The following is a 21,833-nucleotide window of genomic DNA, read 5'->3' as shown; positions in this document are numbered from 1 at the left end:
CCCGTCGCCGGCAACGAGCCGCGGCACCACGGTCTAGCTTACTACCACGGACCGGTGGATTGATGAGCGGGTGTAGCTCAGTGGTAGAGCACAACCTTGCCAAGGTTGGGGTCGAGGGTTCGAATCCCTTCGCCCGCTCCAAATCTTCTGAAAATTTGGCATGTCTTGGATCGACGATCTGATCGTTCGCGAGGCTCGGCGGCTCTGCCGATGCCAAGGCAGCCTGCCTTTCATGACCTTCCCACATAAATCTAATGATTTACGCATTCACCAAATGCGAGAGATGGAATAGTAATTGCAACCGTACTCGCAATGCCGGGCCGGTGATTCGGCGGTTGAATTGGAGATGTGCGGTTATGGAATCTCGCCCACACCAACGGAAACTGAGTCAGAAAACCGCCGTTGAAATCATGCAGCGGCTTGAGGGCATCGTTGCCTCGGCAATGGACGGCATCATCACCATCGACGACGAGCAGCGGGTCATCCTGTTCAATCCGGCCGCCGAACGCATGTTCGGCCTGCCGGCCACCGAGGCACTCGGCCAGCACATCTCCCGTTTCATGCCGGAACGCTATCGTCCGACCCACGCGGCGCACATTCACCGCTTTACCGAGACCGGGGTGACCACAAGACAGATGGGCTCGCTTGGCGCAATCAGCGGTTTGCGGGCGGACGGCAAGGAATTTCCGATTGAGGCCTCGATCTCGCAGGTCGAGGTCGGGGGCGAGCGCCTCGCCACCGTCATCCTGCGCGATATCACTGAGCGCAAGGCCGCCGAGGATGCTCTGCTGGAAAGCCGGCGGCGGATGGAGGGGATCGTGGAATCGGCGATGGACGCGCTGATCACCGTCGATGAAGGCCAGCGGATCGTGCTGTTCAACCCGGCCGCCGAGCGCATGTTCGGCGTTGCAGGCGAAGATGCGATCGGCTCGCCGATCGAACGCTTCATCCCCGAGCGGTATAGGCACGGACATGCCGAACATATCCGCTTCTTCAAGGAGACCGGGGTCACCAACCGTCGGATGGGCGCCTTGGGGGCCATCAGCGGCCTGCGCGCCAATGGCGAGGAATTCCCGGTCGAGGCTTCGATCTCGCAGGTCGAGATCGGTGGAGGAAAACTTGCCACGGTCATCCTGCGCGATATTACCGAACGCAAGGCCAACGAGGATTCCCGCCAGCTGTTGGCCCGGGAAGTCGATCACCGGGCCAAGAATGCCCTGGCGGTCGTGCAGGCCCTGGTCTCCCTGACACGCGCCGAAACCAAGGAGGAATTCATCGTCGCGGTTCGGGGCCGCGTTTCGACGCTGAGCCGCGCCCATTCCCTGCTCGCCCAGAACCGGTGGCAGGGGGGAGACCTCGCAGCCGTCCTCACCGAGGAAACCCGGGCCTATCAGAGCGTCAACCAGTTGATGATCGGCGGCCCTGCCGTCACCCTCACTCCCAATGCCGTACAGCCGGTCAGCCTCCTCATCCATGAACTTGCCACCAATGCCGTCAAATACGGGGCATTGTCGGTCGCGGAGGGGCGGGTTGATGTCTCGTGGCGCATCCTGCCGTCGTTCGAACTGGAGCTTCGCTGGATCGAGACCGGCGGCCCGCTGGTGCAGAAGCCCGTATCCAGGGGTTTCGGCTCCACTCTGGTGACCGAAGTCGCCACCCGCCAACTGGCGGGCAAGCTCGACATCAGCTGGCCTCCAACCGGCATGTGCCTTGTCGCGATGCTGCCGCAGTCCGTCTACCGCCCCGACATTTCAGCCAACTCGGTTCCCGGCCAGGAGGCCGCGCCCAAATCGTCGGATACCGGTTCGGCAGGACGGATACTCGTCGTCGAGGACGAGACCCTTATTGCCATGGAACTCTGCAACGAGCTCGAATCGCGCGGCTGGGAAGTCGTCGGGCCGGCGGCAACAGCCGACGAAGCCATGCGCCTGGTCGGCGGCTCGCAGCTCCCCGACGTCGCTGTTCTCGACGTCAATCTGGGCGGAAAGCCGGTCTATCCTTTTGCGGAATGGCTGCAGACCCGCGGCGTGCCCTTCCTGTTCTGCACCGGATACGAGCAGATCGATGATCGCCAGGGATTCGGTAACCGGACGACCATTCGAAAACCCGTGAACATGGCGTTGCTGGAAGGCGAGCTGCGCCGCATGCTCCAGCCGATATGACCGGAAAACGCCGCCGGCTTTGGGCCGACGGCGTCGTCAATCTCGAAAAAGCCCGGTCAGGCTGCGCGCGAGCGATAACCGCCCGAAGCATATCCCTGCGAGGGTGCGCCGGCATTCGTCTTGAAGCGGGCCACCATGTCGGCGAGGCTGTCTGTTTCCTGCGTCAGGCTCTGGGCGGCAGCGGTGGTTTCTTCGACCATTGCGGCGTTCTGCTGGGTCACCTTGTCCATCTGGTCGGCAGAAGCCGCCACTTCGCGAAGGCTGGTCGCCTGCTCGCTGGTGCTTGATGTGATCGTGTTGACGAAGGTGCTCATCTGCGCGACTTCGCTGACGATGTCGTCGAGCGATTTGCCGGAGGCGGTGACGAGTTCGACGCCCTGCTTGACCTGGGCCGACGAGGTGGAGATCAGCGCCTTGATCTCCTTGGCGGCATCGGCAGAGCGCTGGGCGAGCCCGCGGACTTCCTGCGCAACGACCGCGAAGCCACGGCCGGCTTCGCCTGCGCGGGCGGCTTCGACACCTGCATTGAGAGCCAGCAGGTTGGTCTGGAAGGCGATGTCGTCGATCACGCCGATGATGCGGTTGATCTGCTCCGCCGAGCCTTCGATGGCAGCCATGGCAGCGACCGCATTGGCAACGATTTCGCCCCCGCGCTGCGCCTTCTGCTGCGCAAGCGATGCAACGCCCTGGGCGCGGCTGGCGCCGCTGGCGCTGTCATTGACGGCCGAGGTCACCTGGCCGAGGGCCGCCACCGTTTCCTCAAGGCTCGCGGCCTGCTGTTCGGTGCGCTTGGCAAGATCGTTGGAGGCGATCGAGATTTCCTGGAGACCGGCGCGGATCATGCCGACGGCTCCGACGACCGAGCCGATCGCTTCTTCGAGATTGCCGACCGAACTGTTGAACTTGGCGCGGATCGGCTCGAATTCCTCGGCGACGGCACGATCCATGCGGACCGTCAGGTCGCCGCCGGCGAGGCGGTTGAAGCCTTCCTCGATCGCTTGCACGAAGGCGCGCAGATCCTCGCCCTTGGCATTGTCGATCGCGGACTGGCGCTGGCGCTGGTGTTCCTGCGACTCGCGGGCCTCCGACGCCTGCTGTTCCAGCCGCACATTCTCTTCCGCCGATGCCTTGAAGACCTGGACGGCGCGAGCCATGGCGCCGAGCTCGTCCTGGCGCTCCTGGCCATCCACCTCGGCGCCAAGATCGCCGGCGGCGAGCTTTGCCATCGTGGTGGTCAGGCGACGGACGGTGCCACCGAGCGACCGGGCGAAGATCAGGAAACCGATCAGCGACAGGATTGAAACGGCGACGGTGCCGAGTGCGGTCATCCAGAGCGCCGTCTCGCTGGCCTTGACCAGCGGCGTGATGTCCGAGGCGATTTCGAGAACGCCGACCTTGGTTCCGGAAAAATCGAGGAGCGGCACGGCTTCGACGGCGTACTGCTTGCCGCCGATATCGGCGTAGCGCCGCACGGCGCCCTTGTCATAGGCCTCCTGCAGCTCCGCTCCACTCAGGATCGGATTGCCGCCATAGGTGGAAGCCTGTTTGTCGAACTTGTCGGCACCCTTGGTGTAGAGCGTGACATAAGCGTTCACTTCCTTGGTCAGGCGGGAGAAATAGGAATCCACAAGCTTCAGCCCGACATCCACCGCGCCGACGACCTTGCCGTCGGTGACAACCGGGGCGGTCGCAAACAGGCTGACGGCGGTACGGCCGGTCTCGATGCCGACGACGAGCTTCTTGTCGCTGAGCGAGGTTGCCACCATCTTGCGGCGCGCCTTGATATTGTCGCCAAACACATCCGGATCGTGCACGCGGGCAACCACATCGGCCGTCGCGGTGCTGAAGGTGATCATTTCAAGCCCGCTCGCATCCTTGACGGTCTTCATGCTGGCATAGCGGGAGAGCAGGCTTTGCCGATCGTTGGCGAGAATGAGGGGCGAGGTTTCCGGTAGCGATGCGATCGTCAGCGCCAGCGCGGAAGCGGCACGCCCCTGGGCGGCCATGTCGTCCTGGATGACCGCGAGATCGCTATCGAGCTCGGTCTGCAGCGCCTGCTCGGTCATGCTCGACTGGCGTTCCCAGGCAAGCCCGCCAATCACCGCGCTCGCGAAAAGCACGGCTGCAAACCCGAAGAAGGTAAGCCGTCTCGACAATGGCTTCCTGATGCTGATCTCGTTCATATGTCCCTCGAATTGTGCTCCGCGAAAGCAGAGGGCCGCCGCCCGGCGGGCGGCAATGCCAATCTCGAAGAAAACTATCTCGAAATCAGTTGAAATTTAACTAATGTCAAAATCTCACGGCGTTCCACAATGTAAAACGGCGAATGATAACTTTGCTTCGGAAACCTTGCGCAGCGGTAGAATTACAACTGGAATCCACGGCTTACCTATTTTACATGGACCCCGAAGCAAGCCCCGTTTGAATGACAAGAGTTATTTGAATGTGTCGGCACAAGCTGGGTCCAGACGCGGCCCGCTGCGATCATTGTTTCGAAAAGACATAGTCCGTTTCCTGCCGCAACACCTCGCCCGGACGCAGCACCGCATTCGGGAAATTGGCGTGGTTGATGGCGTCCGGCCAGACCTGGGTCTCCATGCAGAACCCGGCAAAGGGCCCATAGCGGCGCCCGTCAAGGCCCGGCACGGAGAACTGCTGCAGCTTGAAGGCGGCATAGAGCTGCACGCCCGGCTCGGTGGTGCGAACTTCCATCGACACACCGGAATGGATGCTGCGCGCCAAGGCCACGGAACGCTTAGGCGTGCGCTCCGGCGACAGGCAGAAATTGTGATCGAACAGGACCTGTGCATCGCCATCGAAGCGCTTCATGGGCCCCATGTCACGCAGGTCGAAAGGCGTGCCGGCGACATCCATCAATTCGCCGGTCGGCACCTGCTTCTCGTCAAGGACAAGCACATGGTCGGCCGCGATCATGATGTCATGGCCGAGCGCATCCTCGCGGCCGTCGAGATTGAAATAGGTATGCTGGCAGATATTGGCGAGCGTCGGCTGATCGGTGGTGGATTCGTAGACGACGGAAAGAACACCATTGCTTTTGAGATGGTAGGTGGCCGTGATCGTGCAGTTGCCCGGATAACCGGCACGGCCGTCCGGATCGATGATCCGCAGCACCACCTTGTCCGCAGCATGTTCGACGATCGTCCAGTTGCTGCGGCCGATGCCGTCCGAGCCGCCATGGAGATGGGTGACGCCCCGTTCGTTCAATTCCAGCTGATACGGCTTGCCATCCAGCGTGAAACGGCCACCGCCGGTACGGTTGGACGAACGGCCGGGTGTCGCGCCGAAATAGGGAGAATGGTTCAGGTAGTCTTCAAACCGTTCGAAGCCGAGCACGAGCGGCGGCTGGTGGCCTTCGAGCCGAAGATCCTGGATCACCGCACCCCAGGTGATGACGCTGGCCGTCAGCCCGCCACCGGAGATCCGGACGCGATAGACGGTTTCGCCCTTTTCCGTGGTGCCGAAAACTTCGAAATTCTGGTCCGCCATGAGACTGCTCCTCCACCGATATGTTTTGCGGCAAACTGCGCGATTTGACGGCAGGCCGCAACGCCGGGGAACGATAAAGTTCACGGAAAGCAAAGTCAGCGGGTGAGCGTCCGCGTCGCCTGTTCCAATCCGCCAAGCGTCAGCGGAAACATCCGTTCGGCCATCAGCTGCCGCATCACGCCGATCGAGGTCGTATGGCTCCAATGGTCCTGCGGCAGCGGATTGAGCCAGACGCAACGATGGAAGTGATCGGTGACACGCCTGATCCAGGCCTCGCCCGGTTCCTGGTTCCAATGCTCCACCGAACCGCCCGTATGGGTGATCTCATAGGGGCTCATCGAGGCATCGCCGACGAAGATCACCTTGTAGTCTGCACCATAACTGCGGATGAGGTCGAGCGTCGGCGTCCGGTCGGAGCGGCGGCGGTTCTCCTTCCACACGCCTTCGTAGAGGCAATTGTGGAAGTAGAAATGCTCCATATGCCTGAATTCGGCACGGGCCGCCGAGAACAGTTCTTCGACGATACGGATATGATCGTCCATCGAACCGCCGACATCGAAGAACATCAGCAGCTTGACTGCATTGCGCCGCTCCGGCCGGGTCTGCACGTCGAGATAACCGTGCTCGGCGGTGGAGCGGATCGTGCCGGGCAGATCGAATTCCTCGACCGCCCCTTCCCTCACCCAGCGACGCAGCCGCTTCAGCGCCAGCTTGATGTTGCGGGTGCCGAGCTCGACCTTGTCGTCGAAATCGGCGAATTCGCGCTTGTCCCAGACCTTCACCGCCCGGCGGTGGCGAGACTGGTCCTGGCCGATCCGCACGCCTTCGGGATTGTAGCCGTAGGCGCCGAAAGGGGACGTACCGCCGGTGCCGATCCATTTCGAGCCGCCTTGATGCCGGCCCTTCTGCTCCTCCAGCCGCTGGCGCAACGTCTCCATCAGCTTCTCGAAACCGCCGAGCGACTCGACGAGCTTCTTCTCCTCGTCCGTCAGGTGCTTTTCGACGAGCTTGCGCAGCCATTCCTCGGGGATATTCGCGACGTCCATGCCCGGCTCGCCAGAGACGGCCTCGAGTCCGCGGAAATAGGAGGAAAACACCCGGTCGAATTTGTCGATATGCCGCTCGTCCTTCACCAGCGCGGTGCGGGCGAGGAAATAGAAGGCTTCAACATCGAAATCAACGATCCCTTCCTCCATGCCTTCGAGAAGGTCGAGGAATTCCCGGAGTGTCACCGGGATCTTCGCTTCTTTGAGGTGAAGGAAGAAGGGAATGAACATCGCCTCGAACCCTATTCGGTACCGATCTTCTCCGGATCATACGGCGTCGTCTGGTAGATCTCGTTGATCCAGTTGCCGAACAGAAGATGTGCATGGCTGCGCCAACGGTTCAAGGGCGTCAGCGTGTCGTCGTTATGCGGAAAATAGTTGTGCGGCATCTTGATCGGCACGCCGGCATTGACGTCCCGGAAATATTCGTCCGCCAGCGAGGTGGAGTCGTATTCCACATGGTTGAACATGTAGAGCCGCTTGCCCGCCTTCTCATGCACCAGGCAGATGCCCATTTCCTCGGATTCCATCAGGATTTCGAGATCCGGGTTCTTCTCGATGTCGGGACGGCGCACCTCAGTCCAGCGCGATACCGGCACCTGGAAATCGTCCGAAAATCCGTTGAGATAGATCGACGACGGCACGAGGTTGCGGTGACGATAGACGCCAAACGCCTTTTCCTTGAGCTCGTATTTCGGCACGCCGTGAAAATGATAGATCGCCGCCATCGCGCCCCAGCAGACATTCATGGTCGAATGCACGTTGGTCGCCGTCCAGTCGAGGATCTGTCTCATCTCGTCCCAATAGGTGACGTCCTCGAAGGCAAGCGTCTCGATCGGCGCACCGGTGATGATGAAGCCGTCGAACTTGCGGTGCTTCACCTCTTCCCAGGTCTCGTAGAACGACAGGAGATGATCTTCCGACGTGTTCTTCGCCTTGTGGCCGCCGACGCGGACCAGCGAGAACTCGACCTGCAGCGGCGAGGCGCCGACGAGGCGCGCCATCTGCAGCTCGGTCTTGATCTTGTTCGGCATGAGATTGAGAAGCCCGATCTGCAGCGGACGAATGTCCTGCCGCACCGCCATGGTTTCGGTCATCACCCGCACGCCTTCGGAAACGAGCGTGCTGAATGCGGGCAGCGTATCGGGAATCTTGATCGGCATGTCTTTACCCAGCGAAAATAAAAAACCGGCGACGACAAAAATCGCAACCGGTCCGTGGGAAGACATCTTCTCGCGGCCCTTTAGCGACTTTTTTAACGTGGCTGCAAGCCGGCCGGCCAAATCACCACGAATTCACAACGCTCAAATACGCCTTGCTACAGGCCTCGTCAATGGGAGCAAAATCTTGCTTCTATAGCTCGTCCTTGAGAACAAGCGGAAGCGCGTCCGCCATCCCCCCACCAAGCTGGCGTGCCGCCTCGTCCAACCGCATCCAGGAGAAGCTAAAACGAATGGGCTCGCCACCATCAAAGCGATGTTCCTCAAGGTGAATCCAGGTATCGGGGTAGTCTCCCGTCAAGCGGAGCAGGAAATAGTGCCGGCGATGGCAGATCTCGCCGCCATCCTTTGGAAAACGATAGTCGTGAACCACAAGCGGATGCAGCGGAACCACGACATCGAGACCCGTCTCCTCGTAAAATTCACGGGCGGCGGCGATATCCGGCGCTTCGCCCGGCTCGATCGTACCGCCCGGCACCTGCAGCCACTGATCGGGAAAATCCGGCTCGTCGAAGACCAGGAGCCGATCCTGCCAGACGGCATAGATCAGCACCTTGAACGCATCGGGCGTCATCGCTCCCGCCGCGCCATGAAGGCCAGCCGCTCGAAGAGATGCACGTCCTGCTCGTTCTTGAGCAGCGCGCCATGCAGCTTCGGCAACGCGTTCCTGACGTCGCCGCGCAGGTCCGACGGATCGACGTCGTCGGAGACCAGCAGCCGGATCCAGTCGAGCGCCTCGGAGGTCGAGGGCTTTTTCTTCAGGCCCGGCATCTCGCGGATTTCGTAAAATTGCGTCAACGCATTGCGCACCAGCGTCTGCTTGATGCCGGGGTAGTGAACCTCGACGATCCGGGCGAGCGTATCGACATCCGGAAAGCGGATATAATGGAAGAAACAGCGGCGCAGGAAGGCGTCCGGCAGCTCCTTCTCGTTGTTGGAGGTAATGATGACGATCGGCCGGACCTTGGCACGCACCATCTCGCCGGTCTCGTAGACATGGAATTCCATGCGGTCGAGTTCCTGCAGCAGGTCGTTCGGGAATTCGATATCCGCTTTGTCGATCTCGTCGATCAACAGGACGAGCTTCTTGTCCGAGGCAAAGGCCTGCCACAGCTTGCCGCGGCGGATATAGTTGGCGACATCGTGGACGCGCTCGTCGCCGAGCTGGCTGTCGCGCAGCCGCGAGACGGCGTCGTATTCGTAAAGCCCCTGCTGCGCCTTGGTGGTAGACTTGATATTCCACTCGATGAGATCAAGCCCGAGGGCGGCGGCGACCTGCCGCGCCAGTTCGGTTTTGCCGGTGCCCGGCTCGCCTTTGACCAGCAGCGGACGTTCGAGCCGGATCGCGGCGTTGACCGCCACCATCAGATCCTTGTCGGCAATATAGTCCGCTGTACCCTGAAACTGCATCTCGGCTTCCTGATCAATTAAGCGCCGCAAACTAAAAGCTCATCCCCGGCGGTGCAACAGCTTTCCCTTTCGGCCGGCTTTGCGCTATGGGCAATGCGCATGAGCCATTCGACCTTCACCATTCTGCTCGGCGGCAATCTCACCGTCACCGACCGCCTGCGGGACACCGTTACCGGCAGCCGCTTCATTGCGGCCGATAGCGGCATGCGCCATGCGGCGGCGCTGGGCGTCACGCCGGAGCTCTGGGTCGGCGATTTCGACTCCTCCGATGCGGCGCTGATCGAACAATTCCCGCACGTGGAGCGGCAGACCTACCCGCCCGCCAAGACCGAGACCGACGGCGAGATCGCGACCCTGGAGGCAATCGAGCGCGGCGCCACTCGGCTGATCTTCGTCGGCGCCCTCGGCGGCGAGCGCAGCGACCATGCGCTGCAGCACTTCTTTCACGCCATGAGCCTTGCAGAACGCGGCCTCGACATCCTGCTGACCTCGGGCGACGAAGAGGCCCTGCCGCTGCTGCCGGGGACGAAAAACCTCGACCTGCCCAAGGGCTCGCTGTTTTCCGTCGTCGGCTTTTCGGGTCTGGAAGGGCTCGATATCGTCGGCGCCCGTTATCCGCTCGACAACTTTTCGCTTCCCTTCGGCTCCTCGCGCACCGTCTCGAACGTTGCGGAAGGCCAGGTGGATTTCCATTTGAGGGAGGGCAAGGCCATGATCCTCGCCCGCCCCTATGACATGACAGGAGCCTAAGCTATTGGCGCCCCCTATCCTGAAACTTGACGATATCTTCCTGAGCTTCGGCGGCGCGCCGCTGCTTGCCGGCGCCGGCCTGCAGGTGGAGCCGGGCGACCGCATCTGCCTCGTCGGCCGCAACGGTTCCGGCAAGTCGACGCTGATGAAGATCGCGGCCGGCATGGTCGAGCCGCAATCGGGCGAAGTGTTCCGCCATCCGTCCTCGACCATCCGCTATCTCGAACAGGCACCGGATTTCGCCGATTATTCGACCGTGCAGGCCTATGCGGAAGCTGGCCTCGGCCCCGGCGACGATCCCTATCGCGTCACCTACCTGCTCGAACATCTGGGCCTCACCGGCCAGGAACACCCGAACACGCTCTCCGGCGGCGAGTCCCGCCGTGCAGCACTTGCCCGCGTCATGGCACCAGAGCCCGATATCCTGATGCTCGACGAGCCGACCAACCACCTCGACCTGCCGACCATCGAATGGCTGGAAGACGAGTTGCGCAAAACCAGAAGCGCGCTGGTGGTGATCTCCCATGACCGTCGCTTCCTCGAAAAGGTCTCGAACGCCACGGTCTGGCTCGATCGCGGCACGTCACGACGCCTCAACCGCGGTTTCGGCGAGTTCGAAGCGTGGCGCGACGAGGTGCTGGAGGCGGAAGAGCTGGAGCAGCACAAGCTCGGCAAGGCGATCGAGCGCGAGGAACACTGGCTGCGCTATGGCGTGACGGCGCGCCGCAAGCGCAACATGCGCCGCCTCGGCGAGTTGCAGACGATGCGCAGCAATTACCGCGGCCACAAGGGACCGCAGGGCACGGTCCAGGCGAGCGTCAGCGAAGGCCGCGAATCCGGCAAGCTGGTCATCGAGGCCGAGTTCATCACCAAGAGCTATGACGAGCGGATCATCGTCGCGCCTTTCTCGATCCGCGTGCATCGCGGCGACTGTATCGGTCTCGTCGGCCCGAACGGCGCCGGCAAGACCACACTGCTGAAGATGCTGACCGGCCAGCTGGCGCCGGATACGGGCAAGGTGAAGCTCGGCACCAATCTGGAAATCGCAACGCTCGACCAGAAGCGCGAAGATCTGGATCCCGAGGACACCCTGTCCCATTATCTGACGGATGGGCGCGGTGAGACGCTGCTGGTCAATGGCGAGCAGCGGCATGTCGCGGGTTACATGAAGGACTTCCTGTTCCAACCTGAACAGATCAGGACACCGATCAAGAACCTGTCGGGCGGCGAGCGCGCGAGGCTGATGCTCGCCCGTATCATGGCCCGGCCTTCCAATCTGCTCATTCTCGACGAACCGACCAACGACCTCGATATCGAGACGCTGGACCTGCTGCAGGAAATCGTCGCGGGCTACACCGGCACGGTCATCCTCGTCAGCCACGACCGCGACTTCCTCGACCGCACCGTGACCTCGACCATCGCTCCCGCCAATCCGGACGCGCCGGACGGCCGTTGGATCGAATATGCCGGCGGCTACTCGGATATGCTGGCGCAGCGCAAGGGCGCGCAGGAAGAACGACGCCGCACGGAAAAGGCCGACAGGGCAAGAACCGAAGCTTCAGCACCGGCAGCCGACGTCCAGAAGGGAAAGGGCAAACTTTCCTACAAGCAGAAATTCGCGCTCGAAACCCTGCCGAAGGAAATGGCGAAAGCCGAGGCCGAGATCGCCGCCCGCGAGAAGAAGATGGCCGATCCCAACCTCTTCACCAAGGATCCCGCCGCCTTTAACAAGCTGGCCGCGGAAATGGAAAAGCTGCGGCAGAGCATCAGCAAGATGGAAGAAGAGTGGCTGGAGCTGGAAATACTGCGGGAGGAAATCGAAGGATAATTTTACTATTTGTTATGCTTAACAAATAGTTAGCCGGGAAAATATTTGTCGCGGACCGGAACATATATCGTCCCGGGACGTTCATTGGGTCAAGCACGGTCGAAATGTCTTGGGGACTCCTCGGCCACCACGGAACCGATCAACCGAGTAGGGACCTCCAATGCTGACAAATGTTACGCGTCGTCGGCTGGCCGCTGAAGCAATGAATCAACGTGTCATGATCGTCGAAGATGAGTTTCTGATCGCACTCGATGTGGCCGAAACAATCGAATCCATGGGCCTTGAGGTCGCCGGATTCGCCAACGCTCGCAAACACGCGCTGGCGCTCGCTGCCCATGCCGATATTGCCCTGGTCGATGTCAATCTCTCCGACGGCCGGACCGGGCCGGAGATCGGCCGCGAGCTTGCGCAACAATATGGTGTCACCGTCATCTTCATGACCGGAAATCCGGACGACGTCAAAGATGGCGTCGCGGGCTCGCTCGGCGTCCTGACCAAGCCCGTCATGCCTGACGTGGTCGAGAAGACCATCGACTACGCCATCGCCAACCGGCTCGGCGCCATGGCGATCGTGCCGCGCGAACTGAAGGTGTTTTCTCAGAACCATTGAGAAATCCTGGCTCCTGCCGGATACGCCCGGAGCCGGTCATAGACCACCCCTTGCCAGACAATCCCCGCACCGCTAAATCTGATCCCGCTCTAACGGGGTGCCGTGTCTTTTCGCACGGCTGAGAGGCCTTTGGCCAACCCGCGGAACCTGATCCGGTTAAGACCGGCGGAGGGATTAGACGGCTCTTCATCAGCGCCTATTCCCCTTGTAACGCAAGCAGAGGAGGCGCTGATGCGCAGAACCGTTCTTTCGATATTGGCGGCCGCAGCCGCCCTTTCCCTGTCCGCGCCGGCCGAGGCGCAGGAAAAGACGCTGACCGTCTACACCTATGAGAGCTTCATTTCCGACTGGGGTCCCGGCCCCAAGGTGAAGGAGGCATTCGAGAAGACCTGCGCCTGCAAGCTGAATTTCGTCGGCGTTGCCGATGGCGTAGCACTTCTCACCCGCCTGAAGCTGGAGGGTCCGGGCACCGACGCGGATATCGCGCTCGGCCTCGACACCAACCTGATCTCCGAGGCGAAGGCGACCGGCCTGTTCGAGCCGCATGGGCTCGACGCCTCCGCCGCCAAGGTGCCGGGCAATTATAGCGACGACACGTTCATTCCCTACGATTACGGCCATTTCGCCGTCGTCTACGATACCCAGGCGATCAAGAACCCGCCGAAGAGCCTGAAGGAACTGGTGGAAGGCGATCCGGCGCAGAAGATCGCCATCGAGGATCCCCGCACCTCGACACCGGGCCTCGGCCTGCTGCTGTGGGTGAAATCGGTCTATGGCGACAAGGCGCCGGAGGCCTGGGCAAAACTCAGGAAACGCGTGCTGACCGTCACGCCGGGCTGGTCGGAAGCCTATGGTCTTTTCACCAAGGGTGAGGTGCCGATGGTGTTTTCCTACACGACTTCTCCCGCCTATCATATGGTTGAGGAAAAGATCGACCGCTATCAGGCTGCATCCTTTTCGGAGGGCCACTATATCCAGATCGAGGTTGCCGGCATGCTGAAGGGCACGGGAGACAAGGATCTGGCGAAACAGTTCCTGAAATTCATGGTGTCGCCGGCCTTCCAGGACATCATCCCGACCACCAACTGGATGATGCCGGTCGCCAAGACCTCCGCGCCGCTTCCGGACGCCTTCAACAAGCTCGTGCAGCCGGCCAAGACGTTCCTGATGGGGTCGGACGAGGTCGCCAGGAATCGGCAAGCCTGGATCGATCAATGGCTGACCGCCATGAGCATGAACTGATCCCATGCTGACACGGACTGAACGGAGACGGGGGATAGGCTGGGGGCTTCTCAGCCTTACCGGCATCGCCCTCTTCGTTGGCGTCGCTATCGTTGCCCTTCTGTCCTGGGATGCGGGCAACGCCCAAAGCCGGCTGTTTACCCTCTACACCTGGCAAATCCTGCGCTTCACCCTGCTGCAGGCGGTTCTTTCGACGCTGCTGTCGGTCGTCTTCGCGCTTCCCGTGGCTCTAGCGCTTGCACGCCGCCCAAGCTTTCCGGGCCGTCTCTGGATCATCCGGCTGATGGCATTGCCCATGGGCCTGCCGGTGCTGATCGGCGCGCTCGGGCTGATCGGCATCTGGGGCCGGCAAGGGGCGATGAACAGCCTGCTGTTGAAGCTCGGCCTGGAGCAACCGGTCAGCATTTACGGGCTTTCCGGCATCCTGCTTGCACATGTGTTCTTCAACCTGCCGCTCGCGGCAAGGCTGCTGCTCGCGGCGCTGGAACGGTTGCCGGCGGAATATTGGCTGCTCTCCTCCAGTCTTGGGATGAAGCCCTTTTCCGTCTTCCGTTTCATCGAATGGCCCGCGGCGCGGCGCGTCATCCCCGGCATCGCCGGCCTGATCTTCATGCTCTGCGCCACGAGTTTCACGCTCGTCCTGGTGCTCGGTGGCGGGCCGGCCGCGACGACGCTCGAGGTCGCGATCTACCAGTCGCTCCGTTTCGACTTCGATCCGCCTCGCGCCATCGCGCTGTCGCTGCTGCAGATCGGCATGACGGCGCTGATCCTGATCGCGATCTCGCTTTTCCTAGTGCCGGACGATAGCGGCATCACGGCAGGCCGGGCCACCCGCCGCTTCGATGGCCGGACGGTGCCGGCACACCTTTGGGACACGCTCGCCATCCTGCTGGCGACCGCCTTCCTGGTACTGCCGCTCGCCTCGATCGTCGCGGCCGGCGTTCAGGCCAATCTCTGGAACCTCGTCACCAGCCCCGCCTTCCTGCGCGCCGCATGGACCAGTTTCGCGATCGCGCTTTCTGCCGGCCTGCTGGCCGTCCTGACGTCGCTGGCGATCATTGCCGGACGCGGGGCGGTCGCCGACATGAAGCGACCCGGCGGAACTGCCAGGGCATTTTCCCTGTCACTTGCCGGCATGTCCTCGCTGGTACTGCTCGTGCCGCCCGTCGTGCTCGGCACCGGCTGGTTCCTGATGCTGAGGCCATTCGGTGATGTCGCGCGTTTCGCCTCGGCGCTGGTCGCGATCATCAACATGCTGATGGCGCTTCCCTTCGTGATGCGCGTCCTGGCGCCGGCGGTGGAAACGCATCGGAAGCGGACCGCCAGGCTGTCGGCGAGCCTTGGCCTTTCAGGCTTTTCGCGGGTTTGGAGGATCGATCTGCCGGTTCTGGCAAAGCCGCTGCTGACAGCGCTCTCCTTCGCCATGGCGCTGTCGCTCGGCGATCTGGGAGCGGTTGCACTGTTCGGCTCGAGCGAGCTCACCACCCTGCCCTGGCTTGTCTATAGCCGGCTATCCAGCTATCGCACCAACGATGCCGACGGGCTGGCGCTCATCCTCGGCGTCATCTGCCTGGGGCTGACGATGATCGGCACGGCCGGCCAAAGGGAGATAAAGCGTGGCTGACGGGATCGTGCTGGAAAAGGTCGAGCTGAAGCTCGGCACGAAGGAATTCCGTTTCGATTGCCGGCTATCTGCCGGCGCCGTGACGGCGGTCACCGGCCCATCCGGCTCCGGCAAGTCGACCTTCCTCAACCTCGTTGCGGGCTTCGAAACACCCGATCGCGGCCGTATCCTGATCGCCAGCGAGGATGTGACGGAGAAACATCCCTCGGAGCGTCCCGTCTCCCTGGTCTTCCAGGACAACAACCTCTTCGCCCATCTGGACATCGCCACCAATATCGGGCTCGGCATCAACCCATCGCTCAAACTTTCCGACCCTGACCGGAAGGCGATCTCGCAAGCGCTGGAACGCGTGGACTTGAGCGGCTTCGAAACGCGGATGCCGGGAACGCTTTCCGGCGGCGAAAGGCAGCGTGCCGCCTTTGCCCGGGCTCTGGTGCGCAGGAAACCGGTCCTGCTGATGGACGAGCCGTTTGCAGCACTCGATCCCGGTCTTAGGTTCTCTATGGCCAATTTGCTCATCGACCTGCATCGCGAGACGGGCAATACGGTGCTGATCGTGACCCATGATCCCGATGAAGTCGGCCGATTGGCCGACCACGCGATCTTCATCGATCACGGCCAAATCCTGCTGCAAGCGCCGGTCGAGGAATTCCTCAGCCAGCGCGATATTCCGGCGCTCGCCGAATTTCTGTCCGGCTGATCAGGCCGCCTTTCCGCGGAACCAGGCGCCGGAGCGGATGGCGAGGAACAGTATCCCGCCGTAGGCGACCAGACCGGCCGCCAGCGCGAAGAACAATCCGTTCAGCGAACCGGTGAATTCCAGCGCCAGCCAGCCCCCGAGACCTGCAATGGCAAGTCTCAGGAAACCACAGGCGAGCGGCCAGAGCAGTTGACCCGCCCCTTGAGAGGCGAAATAGAGCGCCAGCCCCGCGCCGAAGAAACCATAGACCGGCCCGACGATCTGCAGATAGGCGACGCCCGCATCGATGGCGCCATGCTCCTCGCTGAACAGCGAGATCCAGGCGACCGGGAAGATCGCCGCGATCAGGCCGATCGTCTCGGTGATGACGAAGGCAATCGCGGCGCCGGTAAAGGCTATGCGGATTGCCCGATCCTTCTGGCCCGCGCCCATATTGGTGCCGACCAGCGCCACCATCGGGGCACCGATACCGAAGATCACCGGGATCAGCAGATATTCGAGCCGGGCGCCGGTGCCGAAACCGGCAACCGCCGAGACACCAGCCTTGGTCGCCACCAGGGCCGTGGCAATACCGATGGTCACATTGGTGAGAACCGAATTGATCGCCGCGGCAGCCCCGAGACGGACGATATCCCGAAACATCGCCCAGCGAAGCGGGCCGACGCCGAAACGAACGAGATTGTGGCCGGAGAGGATGTACCAGGCAAGAACCGCGGTGCCACAGAAGCTGTAGAGCACCAGGGCCAGGCCGCCGCCGGCAATGCCGAGCCCCTGGATAGGGCCGAAGCCGAAGATCAGCAGCGGCGACACCGGCACAAGGAGTGCCGCCCCCACGCAGGTGACCAGCGCCGGAAACAGCATGTTGCCTGTGCCGCGCACCACGCTTGCAAGGCCGTTCATCAGCCAGACGAAGACCATGCCGCCGAACACCACGTTCGAATAGACGAGTGCCGCCTCGAGTTCCGGGCCTTCGCCGCCGAGCGCCCGATAGATCGGTCGGCCGTAGGCGAGCATGATCGCCGAGAACAACAGCCCCAGCGCAACATTGACCACGACGGCATGCCAGGCAAGCAGGTCGGCATCGTCACGCCGGCCGCTGCCGAGCGCACGGGCGATGGCAGACGAGATCGCCCCGCCGAACCCGCCGGCCGACATCATCTGCATCAGCATGACGGCCGGGAAAACCAGCGCCATGCCGGCGAGCGCCGCGGTGCCCATGTGCGAAACCCACCAGGTTTCGATCAGGCCCGTCGAGGCCTGGGCCAGCATGATCAGGATATTCGGCCATGCGAGCCGGATCAGCATGGGCAGGATGGGATCCTGCAGTAGCTGCAGGGTTCGCGGATTGATCGCCGCCGCCTCGTCACTGGTTATCGCGCTCATCGATCAGTCCCCCTGCCCCTGCTGACTTGCCTCAGCTGGAATTCTGTCATCGCCGGATAGCGGCGGCGGATGCGTTCGTTTGCGGCCGGCCCTGCCGCATTGGTGAAGACCGGATCGCTGAGCGGCCTGCCGCTGCGGCGATCGACCATCGTCGGCTCGGCCTGCTCGCCCGTTTCCGTGTTGACGATCACCACGCTTTCGCCTTCCGGTGCGAAATGCTGGTTGCCCCAGGCGAGCAGCGCCTGCACCACGGGCCTGAAATCGCGGCCGCGCTCTGTAAGATGATATTCTTCGCGCGGCGGCCGCTCGGAATAACGCCGCTTTTCCATCAGTCCCGAATCGACGAGCGATTTCAGCCGGCTGGTCAGGATGTTCGGGGCGATATCGAGGTTGCGCTGGAATTCGTCGAAACGGGTGGCACCCGCCAGCGCATCGCGCAGGATCAGGAAACTCCAGCTCTCGCCGACATGTTTGAGACTGCGCAGCACCGGGCATCCGGTATCGGTGGGACCTGCTCGTTTCATGGGTCGCTCCAAGTGATGGCGGCCTTGTGGCATAAGTAACTAGCAATTTGCAAGTCACTATTTGCGTGATCACGTTTCGCGACGAAGGCGGCCGGACCGTTATGGAGCTCGCCACAATTTGGACGTGCCACGATGGCATCGCGGAAAGGCAGCGGGGATTTTCATTGCAAACGCGCCAGCAAGACATATTTCAACAAGAGCATCTGTGCATGCGACGCGAAAATCGCTAAGCGACATAGAGAAGGAGCCGGCTTGGATCGAAAGAGTCTCTGCCAAGCTGGATGGCGGACCTTGGGAATGATGGTGCGGAAGACGAGGACGATGAGGCGCGACACAACGATCCCGGCTGCCGGGGTCATTGTCCGCGCCCTGCCCGGCTGGCGGGTTATGAGCGCCCTGCTGCTGAGCAGCGCGATCCTTTCCGGCTGCCAGTCGATCTTCGACCAGGCCTACACGCCGAATGTCTCCCCTTCCGACTCGCCGCAGATAGTCGACGAAGTGCAGAAGAACGACCCCCGGGCCCAGATGGGCGCGCGCGAGCATCCGCGCATTGTCGCCAGTTACGGCGGGGAATATCGCGACGCCAAGACCGAGCGCCTGGTCGCCCGCATCGCCGGCGCGCTGACGGCGGTCTCGGAAAATCCCAACCAGTCGTTCCGCATCACCATTTTGAATTCACCGGCGATCAACGCTTTCGCATTGCCGGGCGGATATCTCTACGTGACGCGTGGGCTTCTGGCGCTCGCCAACGACGCATCGGAAGTGGCAGCCGTGCTTTCGCATGAGATGGGCCACGTCACCGCCAACCACGGTATCGAACGCCAGCGCCGCGAAGAGGCGGAAGTGATTGCCAGCCGGGTCGTGGCCGAGGTCCTTTCCAGCGATCTCGCCGGCAAACAGGCGCTTGCCCGCGGCAAGCTGAGGCTCGCCGCCTTCTCGCGCCAGCAGGAACTGCAGGCCGACGTGATCGGCGTGCGGATGCTCGGCGAAGCCGGCTACGACCCCTATGCAGCGGCGCGGTTCCTCGATTCCATGGCGGCCTATGCCCGTTATTCGGCGGTCGATCCGGACAATGACCAGAGCCTCGACTTCCTGTCGAGCCATCCGAATTCCGCCCAGCGCGTCGATCTCGCCCGCCGCCACGCCCGCAATTTTGGCCAGGAAGGGACCGTCGGCGACAAGGGCCGCGATTATTACATCGCCGGTATCGACGGCCTGCTTTATGGCGACAGCCCACAGGAAGGCTATGTCCGCGGCCAGACTTTCCTGCATGGCGGCCTCGGCATCCGTTTTGACGTGCCGCCGGATTTCCGCATCGACAACAAAGTGGAAGCCGTGCTGGCGACCGGTCCCGGGGAGACGGCGATCCGCTTCGACGGTGTCGCCGCCGGCGACAACAACAACCTGCCGAACTATCTGACCAGCGGCTGGGTGGCCGGCCTGCAGCCGGAGACGGTGCGGGAGATCCAGGTAAACGGGATGCCCGCGGCAACCGCGCGTGCCTCCGCCGAACGCTGGGACTTCGATGTGACGGTCATCCGCGTCGACAATCAGATTTTCCGCTTCCTGACGGCGGTGCCGAAGGGAAGTCCCGCACTCGAGACGACCTCCGAAACCTTGCGCTCGACCTTCCGCCGAATGACGCCTCAGGAAATAGCGACGCTCAAGCCGCTGAGGGTGCGGATCGTCACGGCGACCAAGGACGACACGGTCGCTTCGCTGTCGGCGCGCATGATGGGCACGGATCGCAAGCTGGATCTTTTCAAGCTGATCAACGCATTGCCGGTCGGCGCGACGATCTCGCCGGGCCAGAAGTTCAAGATCATTTCGGAATGAGATCGGCTGGCCGCCTCAGCAGGCGGCCGCTGCCATCTGCGGATTGGCGGACACCAGCGCCGACTTGAGCTTTTCGATCGCCCGGCTTTCGATCTGCCGCACGCGCTCCTTGGAAATACCGAGCTCCGCGCCGAGCGCTTCGAGCGTCGCGCCATCGTCCGTCAGGCGGCGAGCGCGAATAATCTTCTTTTCCCGGTCGTTGAGCTTGGTGAGCGCGCCCTGCAGCCATTTCAGACGGCGCTCGCCGTCGATCATTCCGGAAACCTGCTCATCCGGCAAAGGTTCGGCGCTGGCGAGCATATCGAGCCGTTCGCCGCTATCCGCATCGCCCGCGATCGATGGCGCCTGCAGCGAGGAATCGTTGCCGGAAAGGCGGGCATCCATGGTCTGAACGTCGGCAACACTGACGCCGAGCGCAACCGCGATCTCTTCATGAATGGCCCGGGCGGTGAGATTGGAATCACCGCGGGCGAGCTTGGCGCGCAGCCGGCGAAGATTGAAGAACAGCGCCTTCTGCGCTGAACTGGTGCCGCCACGCACGATCGACCAGTTTCGAAGAATATAATCCTGCATGGAAGCGCGGATCCACCAGCTGGCATAAGTGGAAAAACGCACGTCACGGGCCGGCTCAAACCTTGCCGCCGCTTCGAGCAGCCCTACATAGCCCTCTTGTACGAGGTCGCTCATCGGCAAACCGAAGCCCCGGAACTTCGAGGCCATGGCGATCACGAGACGCATATGCGCAAGGGCGATCTGGTTGCGGGCATCCTGGTCCTGATCGTCCTTCCAGCGGACCGCCAGATCGCGCTCCTCCTCCCGGGCGAGATATGGAGCGGACATTGCTATCTTGATCATCGTGCGGTCTGCGGACATGGCTGTCATCGTGTTCTCCGTGAACGGTCTGATCCGACAAAAACAGCGAGGCACAAACCAAAAACACCGTGCACGCGACCAGCCCGAACGATGATTGCTTGAGTTTCCTGCCGCTTTTGCTCCCCTCGTCTTGAGTTCAGCGGGGGATTCACATCGGCTCAAGAGACCGACCTTCCGCCCCGCACTTAGCTGTCCCGAACGCAAACCGATGCACATCAGTTCGCCGTTCCGGCGGATTAACGCGGGGGCGGGCAAAAAGTTCCAATAAAAAACCCGGCTCGACGGCCGGGTTTTTGAGAGAACTATGGCTGGATGATCAGGCCGCTTCTTCCTGCGCCTCATCTTCCTCGACGTTCTTGCCGCGCTTGGGACCCTTGGCGAGGTTGACCTCGACAAGGCGAACGGCTTCGGTTTCAGACATCTTGTTCACGGCCGCGATTTCACGAGCCATGCGGTCGAGAGCGGCTTCGTAAAGCTGGCGCTCGGAATAGGACTGTTCCGGCTGGTTCTCGGCGCGATAGAGGTCGCGGACAACTTCCGCGATCGAAATCAGGTCACCGGAATTGATCTTGGCATCATATTCCTGGGCGCGGCGCGACCACATGGTGCGCTTCACACGAGCCTTGCCCTGAACCACCTTGAGAGCACGCTCGACAAAATCCGTTTCGGACAGCTTGCGCATGCCGATGCTGACGGCCTTTGCAACCGGCACCTTGAGGCGCATCTTGTCCTTTTCGAAATCGATCACGAAAAGCTCAAGCTTCATGCCGGCTACTTCCTGCTCTTCGATAGCAGAGATAGTGCCTACACCATGAGCGGGATAAACAATCGATTCACCAGTCTTGAAGCCCTGGCGTGCGGGAGAAGTCTTTTTCTGCTGAGTCGTCATTCGTTTCACAAACTCCCTGTTACTCACCCGTTGCCGGGTCGGGGGAACCGGGTCTGTCAGGCCCGGATGAGACGGGGGAAACCGTCGGGTCACTCCATACTGGTCCGACCAACGCGAGCGAAAAAACACCCCATCGCGAACTGCGACCGACAACATCTAAGCGTTGCAATGTCACGGAAACCGCGCGTTGGGTGGTCTGTTGCTTTCGTGATGTTTTTTGGGCACACAC

At 62.0% G+C, this 21,833-nt stretch carries 18 protein-coding genes, 1 tRNA gene and 2 riboswitches; of the genes, 9 read left to right on the top strand and 10 right to left on the bottom strand.

Annotation, left to right across the window (positions count from 1 at the left end; genetic code table 11):
- Positions 1–66: 66 nt before the first annotated feature.
- Positions 67–141 (top strand) — tRNA-Gly (locus PMI07_RS06815).
- A 269-nt stretch (positions 142–410) separates the two neighbouring features.
- Positions 411–2,162, top strand: coding sequence for a PAS domain S-box protein (locus tag PMI07_RS06810; RefSeq protein ID WP_197032470.1), 1,752 nt, complete (start codon positions 411–413; stop codon positions 2,160–2,162).
- Between the two features lie 56 nt (positions 2,163–2,218).
- Here PMI07_RS06810 and PMI07_RS33490 read toward each other — a convergent pair whose 3' ends face one another.
- From PMI07_RS33490 to PMI07_RS06780, 6 genes are all read right to left on the bottom strand, one after another.
- A complete protein-coding gene (locus tag PMI07_RS33490; RefSeq protein WP_007766383.1) occupies positions 2,219–4,345 on the bottom strand; it encodes a methyl-accepting chemotaxis protein in 2,127 nt (708 codons plus the stop codon).
- Positions 4,346–4,646: 301 nt separating this feature from the next.
- Positions 4,647–5,669 carry an aldose epimerase family protein gene (locus tag PMI07_RS06800; RefSeq protein WP_024163635.1) on the bottom strand — a complete coding sequence of 341 codons (1,023 nt, stop codon included), beginning with the start codon at positions 5,667–5,669 and terminating at the stop codon, positions 4,647–4,649.
- Between the two features lie 95 nt (positions 5,670–5,764).
- The gene (locus PMI07_RS06795) at positions 5,765–6,946 is read right to left on the bottom strand and encodes a VWA domain-containing protein (RefSeq protein WP_007757543.1); all 1,182 of its coding nucleotides are present in this window, start codon (positions 6,944–6,946) and stop codon (positions 5,765–5,767) included.
- Positions 6,947–6,957: 11 nt separating this feature from the next.
- The gene (gene metA, locus PMI07_RS06790) at positions 6,958–7,878 is read right to left on the bottom strand and encodes a homoserine O-succinyltransferase (protein WP_037085878.1); all 921 of its coding nucleotides are present in this window, start codon (positions 7,876–7,878) and stop codon (positions 6,958–6,960) included.
- A 60-nt stretch (positions 7,879–7,938) separates the two neighbouring features.
- A riboswitch (SAM riboswitch) is annotated at positions 7,939–8,016 on the bottom strand.
- A gap of 52 nt (positions 8,017–8,068) precedes the next feature.
- Positions 8,069–8,509, bottom strand: coding sequence for an NUDIX domain-containing protein (locus tag PMI07_RS06785; RefSeq protein WP_007757545.1), 441 nt, complete (start codon positions 8,507–8,509; stop codon positions 8,069–8,071).
- The gene (locus tag PMI07_RS06780; protein ID WP_007757546.1) at positions 8,506–9,345 is read right to left on the bottom strand and encodes a MoxR family ATPase; all 840 of its coding nucleotides are present in this window, start codon (positions 9,343–9,345) and stop codon (positions 8,506–8,508) included. The genes PMI07_RS06785 and PMI07_RS06780 overlap by 4 nt, the downstream gene beginning before the upstream one ends.
- Positions 9,346–9,438: 93 nt before the next feature.
- Here PMI07_RS06780 and PMI07_RS06775 point away from each other — a divergent pair, with 93 nt between their 5' ends.
- The 6 genes from PMI07_RS06775 to PMI07_RS06750 all read left to right on the top strand — a co-directional run bounded on the left by PMI07_RS06775 (position 9,439) and on the right by PMI07_RS06750 (position 16,099).
- A complete protein-coding gene (locus tag PMI07_RS06775; RefSeq protein ID WP_024163634.1) occupies positions 9,439–10,095 on the top strand; it encodes a thiamine diphosphokinase in 657 nt (218 codons plus the stop codon).
- A 4-nt stretch (positions 10,096–10,099) separates the two neighbouring features.
- Positions 10,100–11,923 carry an ABC-F family ATP-binding cassette domain-containing protein gene (locus PMI07_RS06770; protein ID WP_007770807.1) on the top strand — a complete coding sequence of 608 codons (1,824 nt, stop codon included), beginning with the start codon at positions 10,100–10,102 and terminating at the stop codon, positions 11,921–11,923.
- A 160-nt stretch (positions 11,924–12,083) separates the two neighbouring features.
- The gene (locus PMI07_RS06765) at positions 12,084–12,533 is read left to right on the top strand and encodes a response regulator (protein ID WP_007770809.1); all 450 of its coding nucleotides are present in this window, start codon (positions 12,084–12,086) and stop codon (positions 12,531–12,533) included.
- Positions 12,534–12,616: 83 nt separating this feature from the next.
- A riboswitch (TPP riboswitch) is annotated at positions 12,617–12,724 on the top strand.
- Between the two features lie 40 nt (positions 12,725–12,764).
- Positions 12,765–13,775, top strand: a complete 1,011-nt coding sequence (gene thiB / locus PMI07_RS06760; protein WP_007770812.1) for a thiamine ABC transporter substrate binding subunit — start codon at positions 12,765–12,767, stop codon at positions 13,773–13,775.
- Between the two features lie 4 nt (positions 13,776–13,779).
- Positions 13,780–15,399, top strand: coding sequence for a thiamine/thiamine pyrophosphate ABC transporter permease ThiP (gene thiP, locus PMI07_RS06755; RefSeq protein WP_024163633.1), 1,620 nt, complete (start codon positions 13,780–13,782; stop codon positions 15,397–15,399).
- On the top strand, positions 15,392–16,099 hold the full coding sequence (locus tag PMI07_RS06750; protein ID WP_007767539.1) for an ATP-binding cassette domain-containing protein: 708 nt from the start codon (positions 15,392–15,394) through the stop codon (positions 16,097–16,099). Before thiP ends, PMI07_RS06750 begins: the two co-directional genes overlap by 8 nt.
- Here the strand turns inward: PMI07_RS06750 and PMI07_RS06745 are convergent, their stop codons facing one another.
- Entirely contained in the window at positions 16,100–17,482 is a 1,383-nt protein-coding gene (locus tag PMI07_RS06745) for an MATE family efflux transporter (protein WP_007767542.1), read from the bottom strand.
- Entirely contained in the window at positions 17,479–18,006 is a 528-nt protein-coding gene (locus PMI07_RS06740) for a helix-turn-helix domain-containing protein (protein WP_024163632.1), read from the bottom strand. Before PMI07_RS06740 ends, PMI07_RS06745 begins: the two co-directional genes overlap by 4 nt.
- Before the next feature lie 387 nt (positions 18,007–18,393).
- Between PMI07_RS06740 and PMI07_RS06735 the strand changes: the two genes are divergently transcribed.
- Positions 18,394–19,842, top strand: coding sequence for a M48 family metalloprotease (locus PMI07_RS06735; RefSeq protein WP_037085876.1), 1,449 nt, complete (start codon positions 18,394–18,396; stop codon positions 19,840–19,842).
- 15 nt (positions 19,843–19,857) lie between these two features.
- Here PMI07_RS06735 and PMI07_RS06730 read toward each other — a convergent pair whose 3' ends face one another.
- Together PMI07_RS06730 and PMI07_RS06725 are read right to left on the bottom strand one after the other, a co-directional pair.
- The gene (locus tag PMI07_RS06730; RefSeq protein WP_007771992.1) at positions 19,858–20,724 is read right to left on the bottom strand and encodes an RNA polymerase factor sigma-32; all 867 of its coding nucleotides are present in this window, start codon (positions 20,722–20,724) and stop codon (positions 19,858–19,860) included.
- 307 nt (positions 20,725–21,031) lie between these two features.
- On the bottom strand, positions 21,032–21,604 hold the full coding sequence (locus tag PMI07_RS06725; protein ID WP_037085832.1) for a CarD family transcriptional regulator: 573 nt from the start codon (positions 21,602–21,604) through the stop codon (positions 21,032–21,034).
- Between the last annotated feature and the right edge of the window lie 229 nt (positions 21,605–21,833).

The sequence above is a fragment of the Rhizobium sp. CF080 genome (genome assembly GCF_000282095.2).
Taxonomy (GTDB): domain Bacteria; phylum Pseudomonadota; class Alphaproteobacteria; order Rhizobiales; family Rhizobiaceae; genus Neorhizobium.
The sequence above is the reverse complement of the archived record's forward strand: the minus strand, read 5'-3'. Positions and strand labels throughout refer to the sequence as shown.

Bases quoted from the DNA above. Each gene is read 5' to 3' on its own strand.
- thiB (WP_007770812.1), top strand. From the start codon at position 12,765: ATGCGCAGAACCGTTCTTTCGATATTGGCGGCCGCAGCCGCCCTTTCC.
- PMI07_RS06725 (WP_037085832.1), bottom strand. From the start codon at position 21,604: ATGACGACTCAGCAGAAAAAGACTTCTCCCGCACGCCAGGGCTTCAAG.
- PMI07_RS06730 (WP_007771992.1), bottom strand. From the start codon at position 20,724: ATGACAGCCATGTCCGCAGACCGCACGATGATCAAGATAGCAATGTCC.
- PMI07_RS06785 (WP_007757545.1), bottom strand. From the start codon at position 8,509: ATGACGCCCGATGCGTTCAAGGTGCTGATCTATGCCGTCTGGCAGGAT.
- PMI07_RS06795 (WP_007757543.1), bottom strand. From the start codon at position 6,946: ATGTTCATTCCCTTCTTCCTTCACCTCAAAGAAGCGAAGATCCCGGTG.
- PMI07_RS33490 (WP_007766383.1), bottom strand. From the start codon at position 4,345: ATGAACGAGATCAGCATCAGGAAGCCATTGTCGAGACGGCTTACCTTC.
- PMI07_RS06745 (WP_007767542.1), bottom strand. From the start codon at position 17,482: ATGAGCGCGATAACCAGTGACGAGGCGGCGGCGATCAATCCGCGAACC.
- PMI07_RS06765 (WP_007770809.1), top strand. From the start codon at position 12,084: ATGCTGACAAATGTTACGCGTCGTCGGCTGGCCGCTGAAGCAATGAAT.
- metA (WP_037085878.1), bottom strand. From the start codon at position 7,878: ATGCCGATCAAGATTCCCGATACGCTGCCCGCATTCAGCACGCTCGTT.
- PMI07_RS06735 (WP_037085876.1), top strand. From the start codon at position 18,394: ATGAGCGCCCTGCTGCTGAGCAGCGCGATCCTTTCCGGCTGCCAGTCG.
- thiP (WP_024163633.1), top strand. From the start codon at position 13,780: ATGCTGACACGGACTGAACGGAGACGGGGGATAGGCTGGGGGCTTCTC.
- PMI07_RS06740 (WP_024163632.1), bottom strand. From the start codon at position 18,006: ATGAAACGAGCAGGTCCCACCGATACCGGATGCCCGGTGCTGCGCAGT.
- PMI07_RS06780 (WP_007757546.1), bottom strand. From the start codon at position 9,345: ATGCAGTTTCAGGGTACAGCGGACTATATTGCCGACAAGGATCTGATG.
- PMI07_RS06810 (WP_197032470.1), top strand. From the start codon at position 411: ATGCAGCGGCTTGAGGGCATCGTTGCCTCGGCAATGGACGGCATCATC.
- PMI07_RS06800 (WP_024163635.1), bottom strand. From the start codon at position 5,669: ATGGCGGACCAGAATTTCGAAGTTTTCGGCACCACGGAAAAGGGCGAA.
- PMI07_RS06775 (WP_024163634.1), top strand. From the start codon at position 9,439: ATGCGCATGAGCCATTCGACCTTCACCATTCTGCTCGGCGGCAATCTC.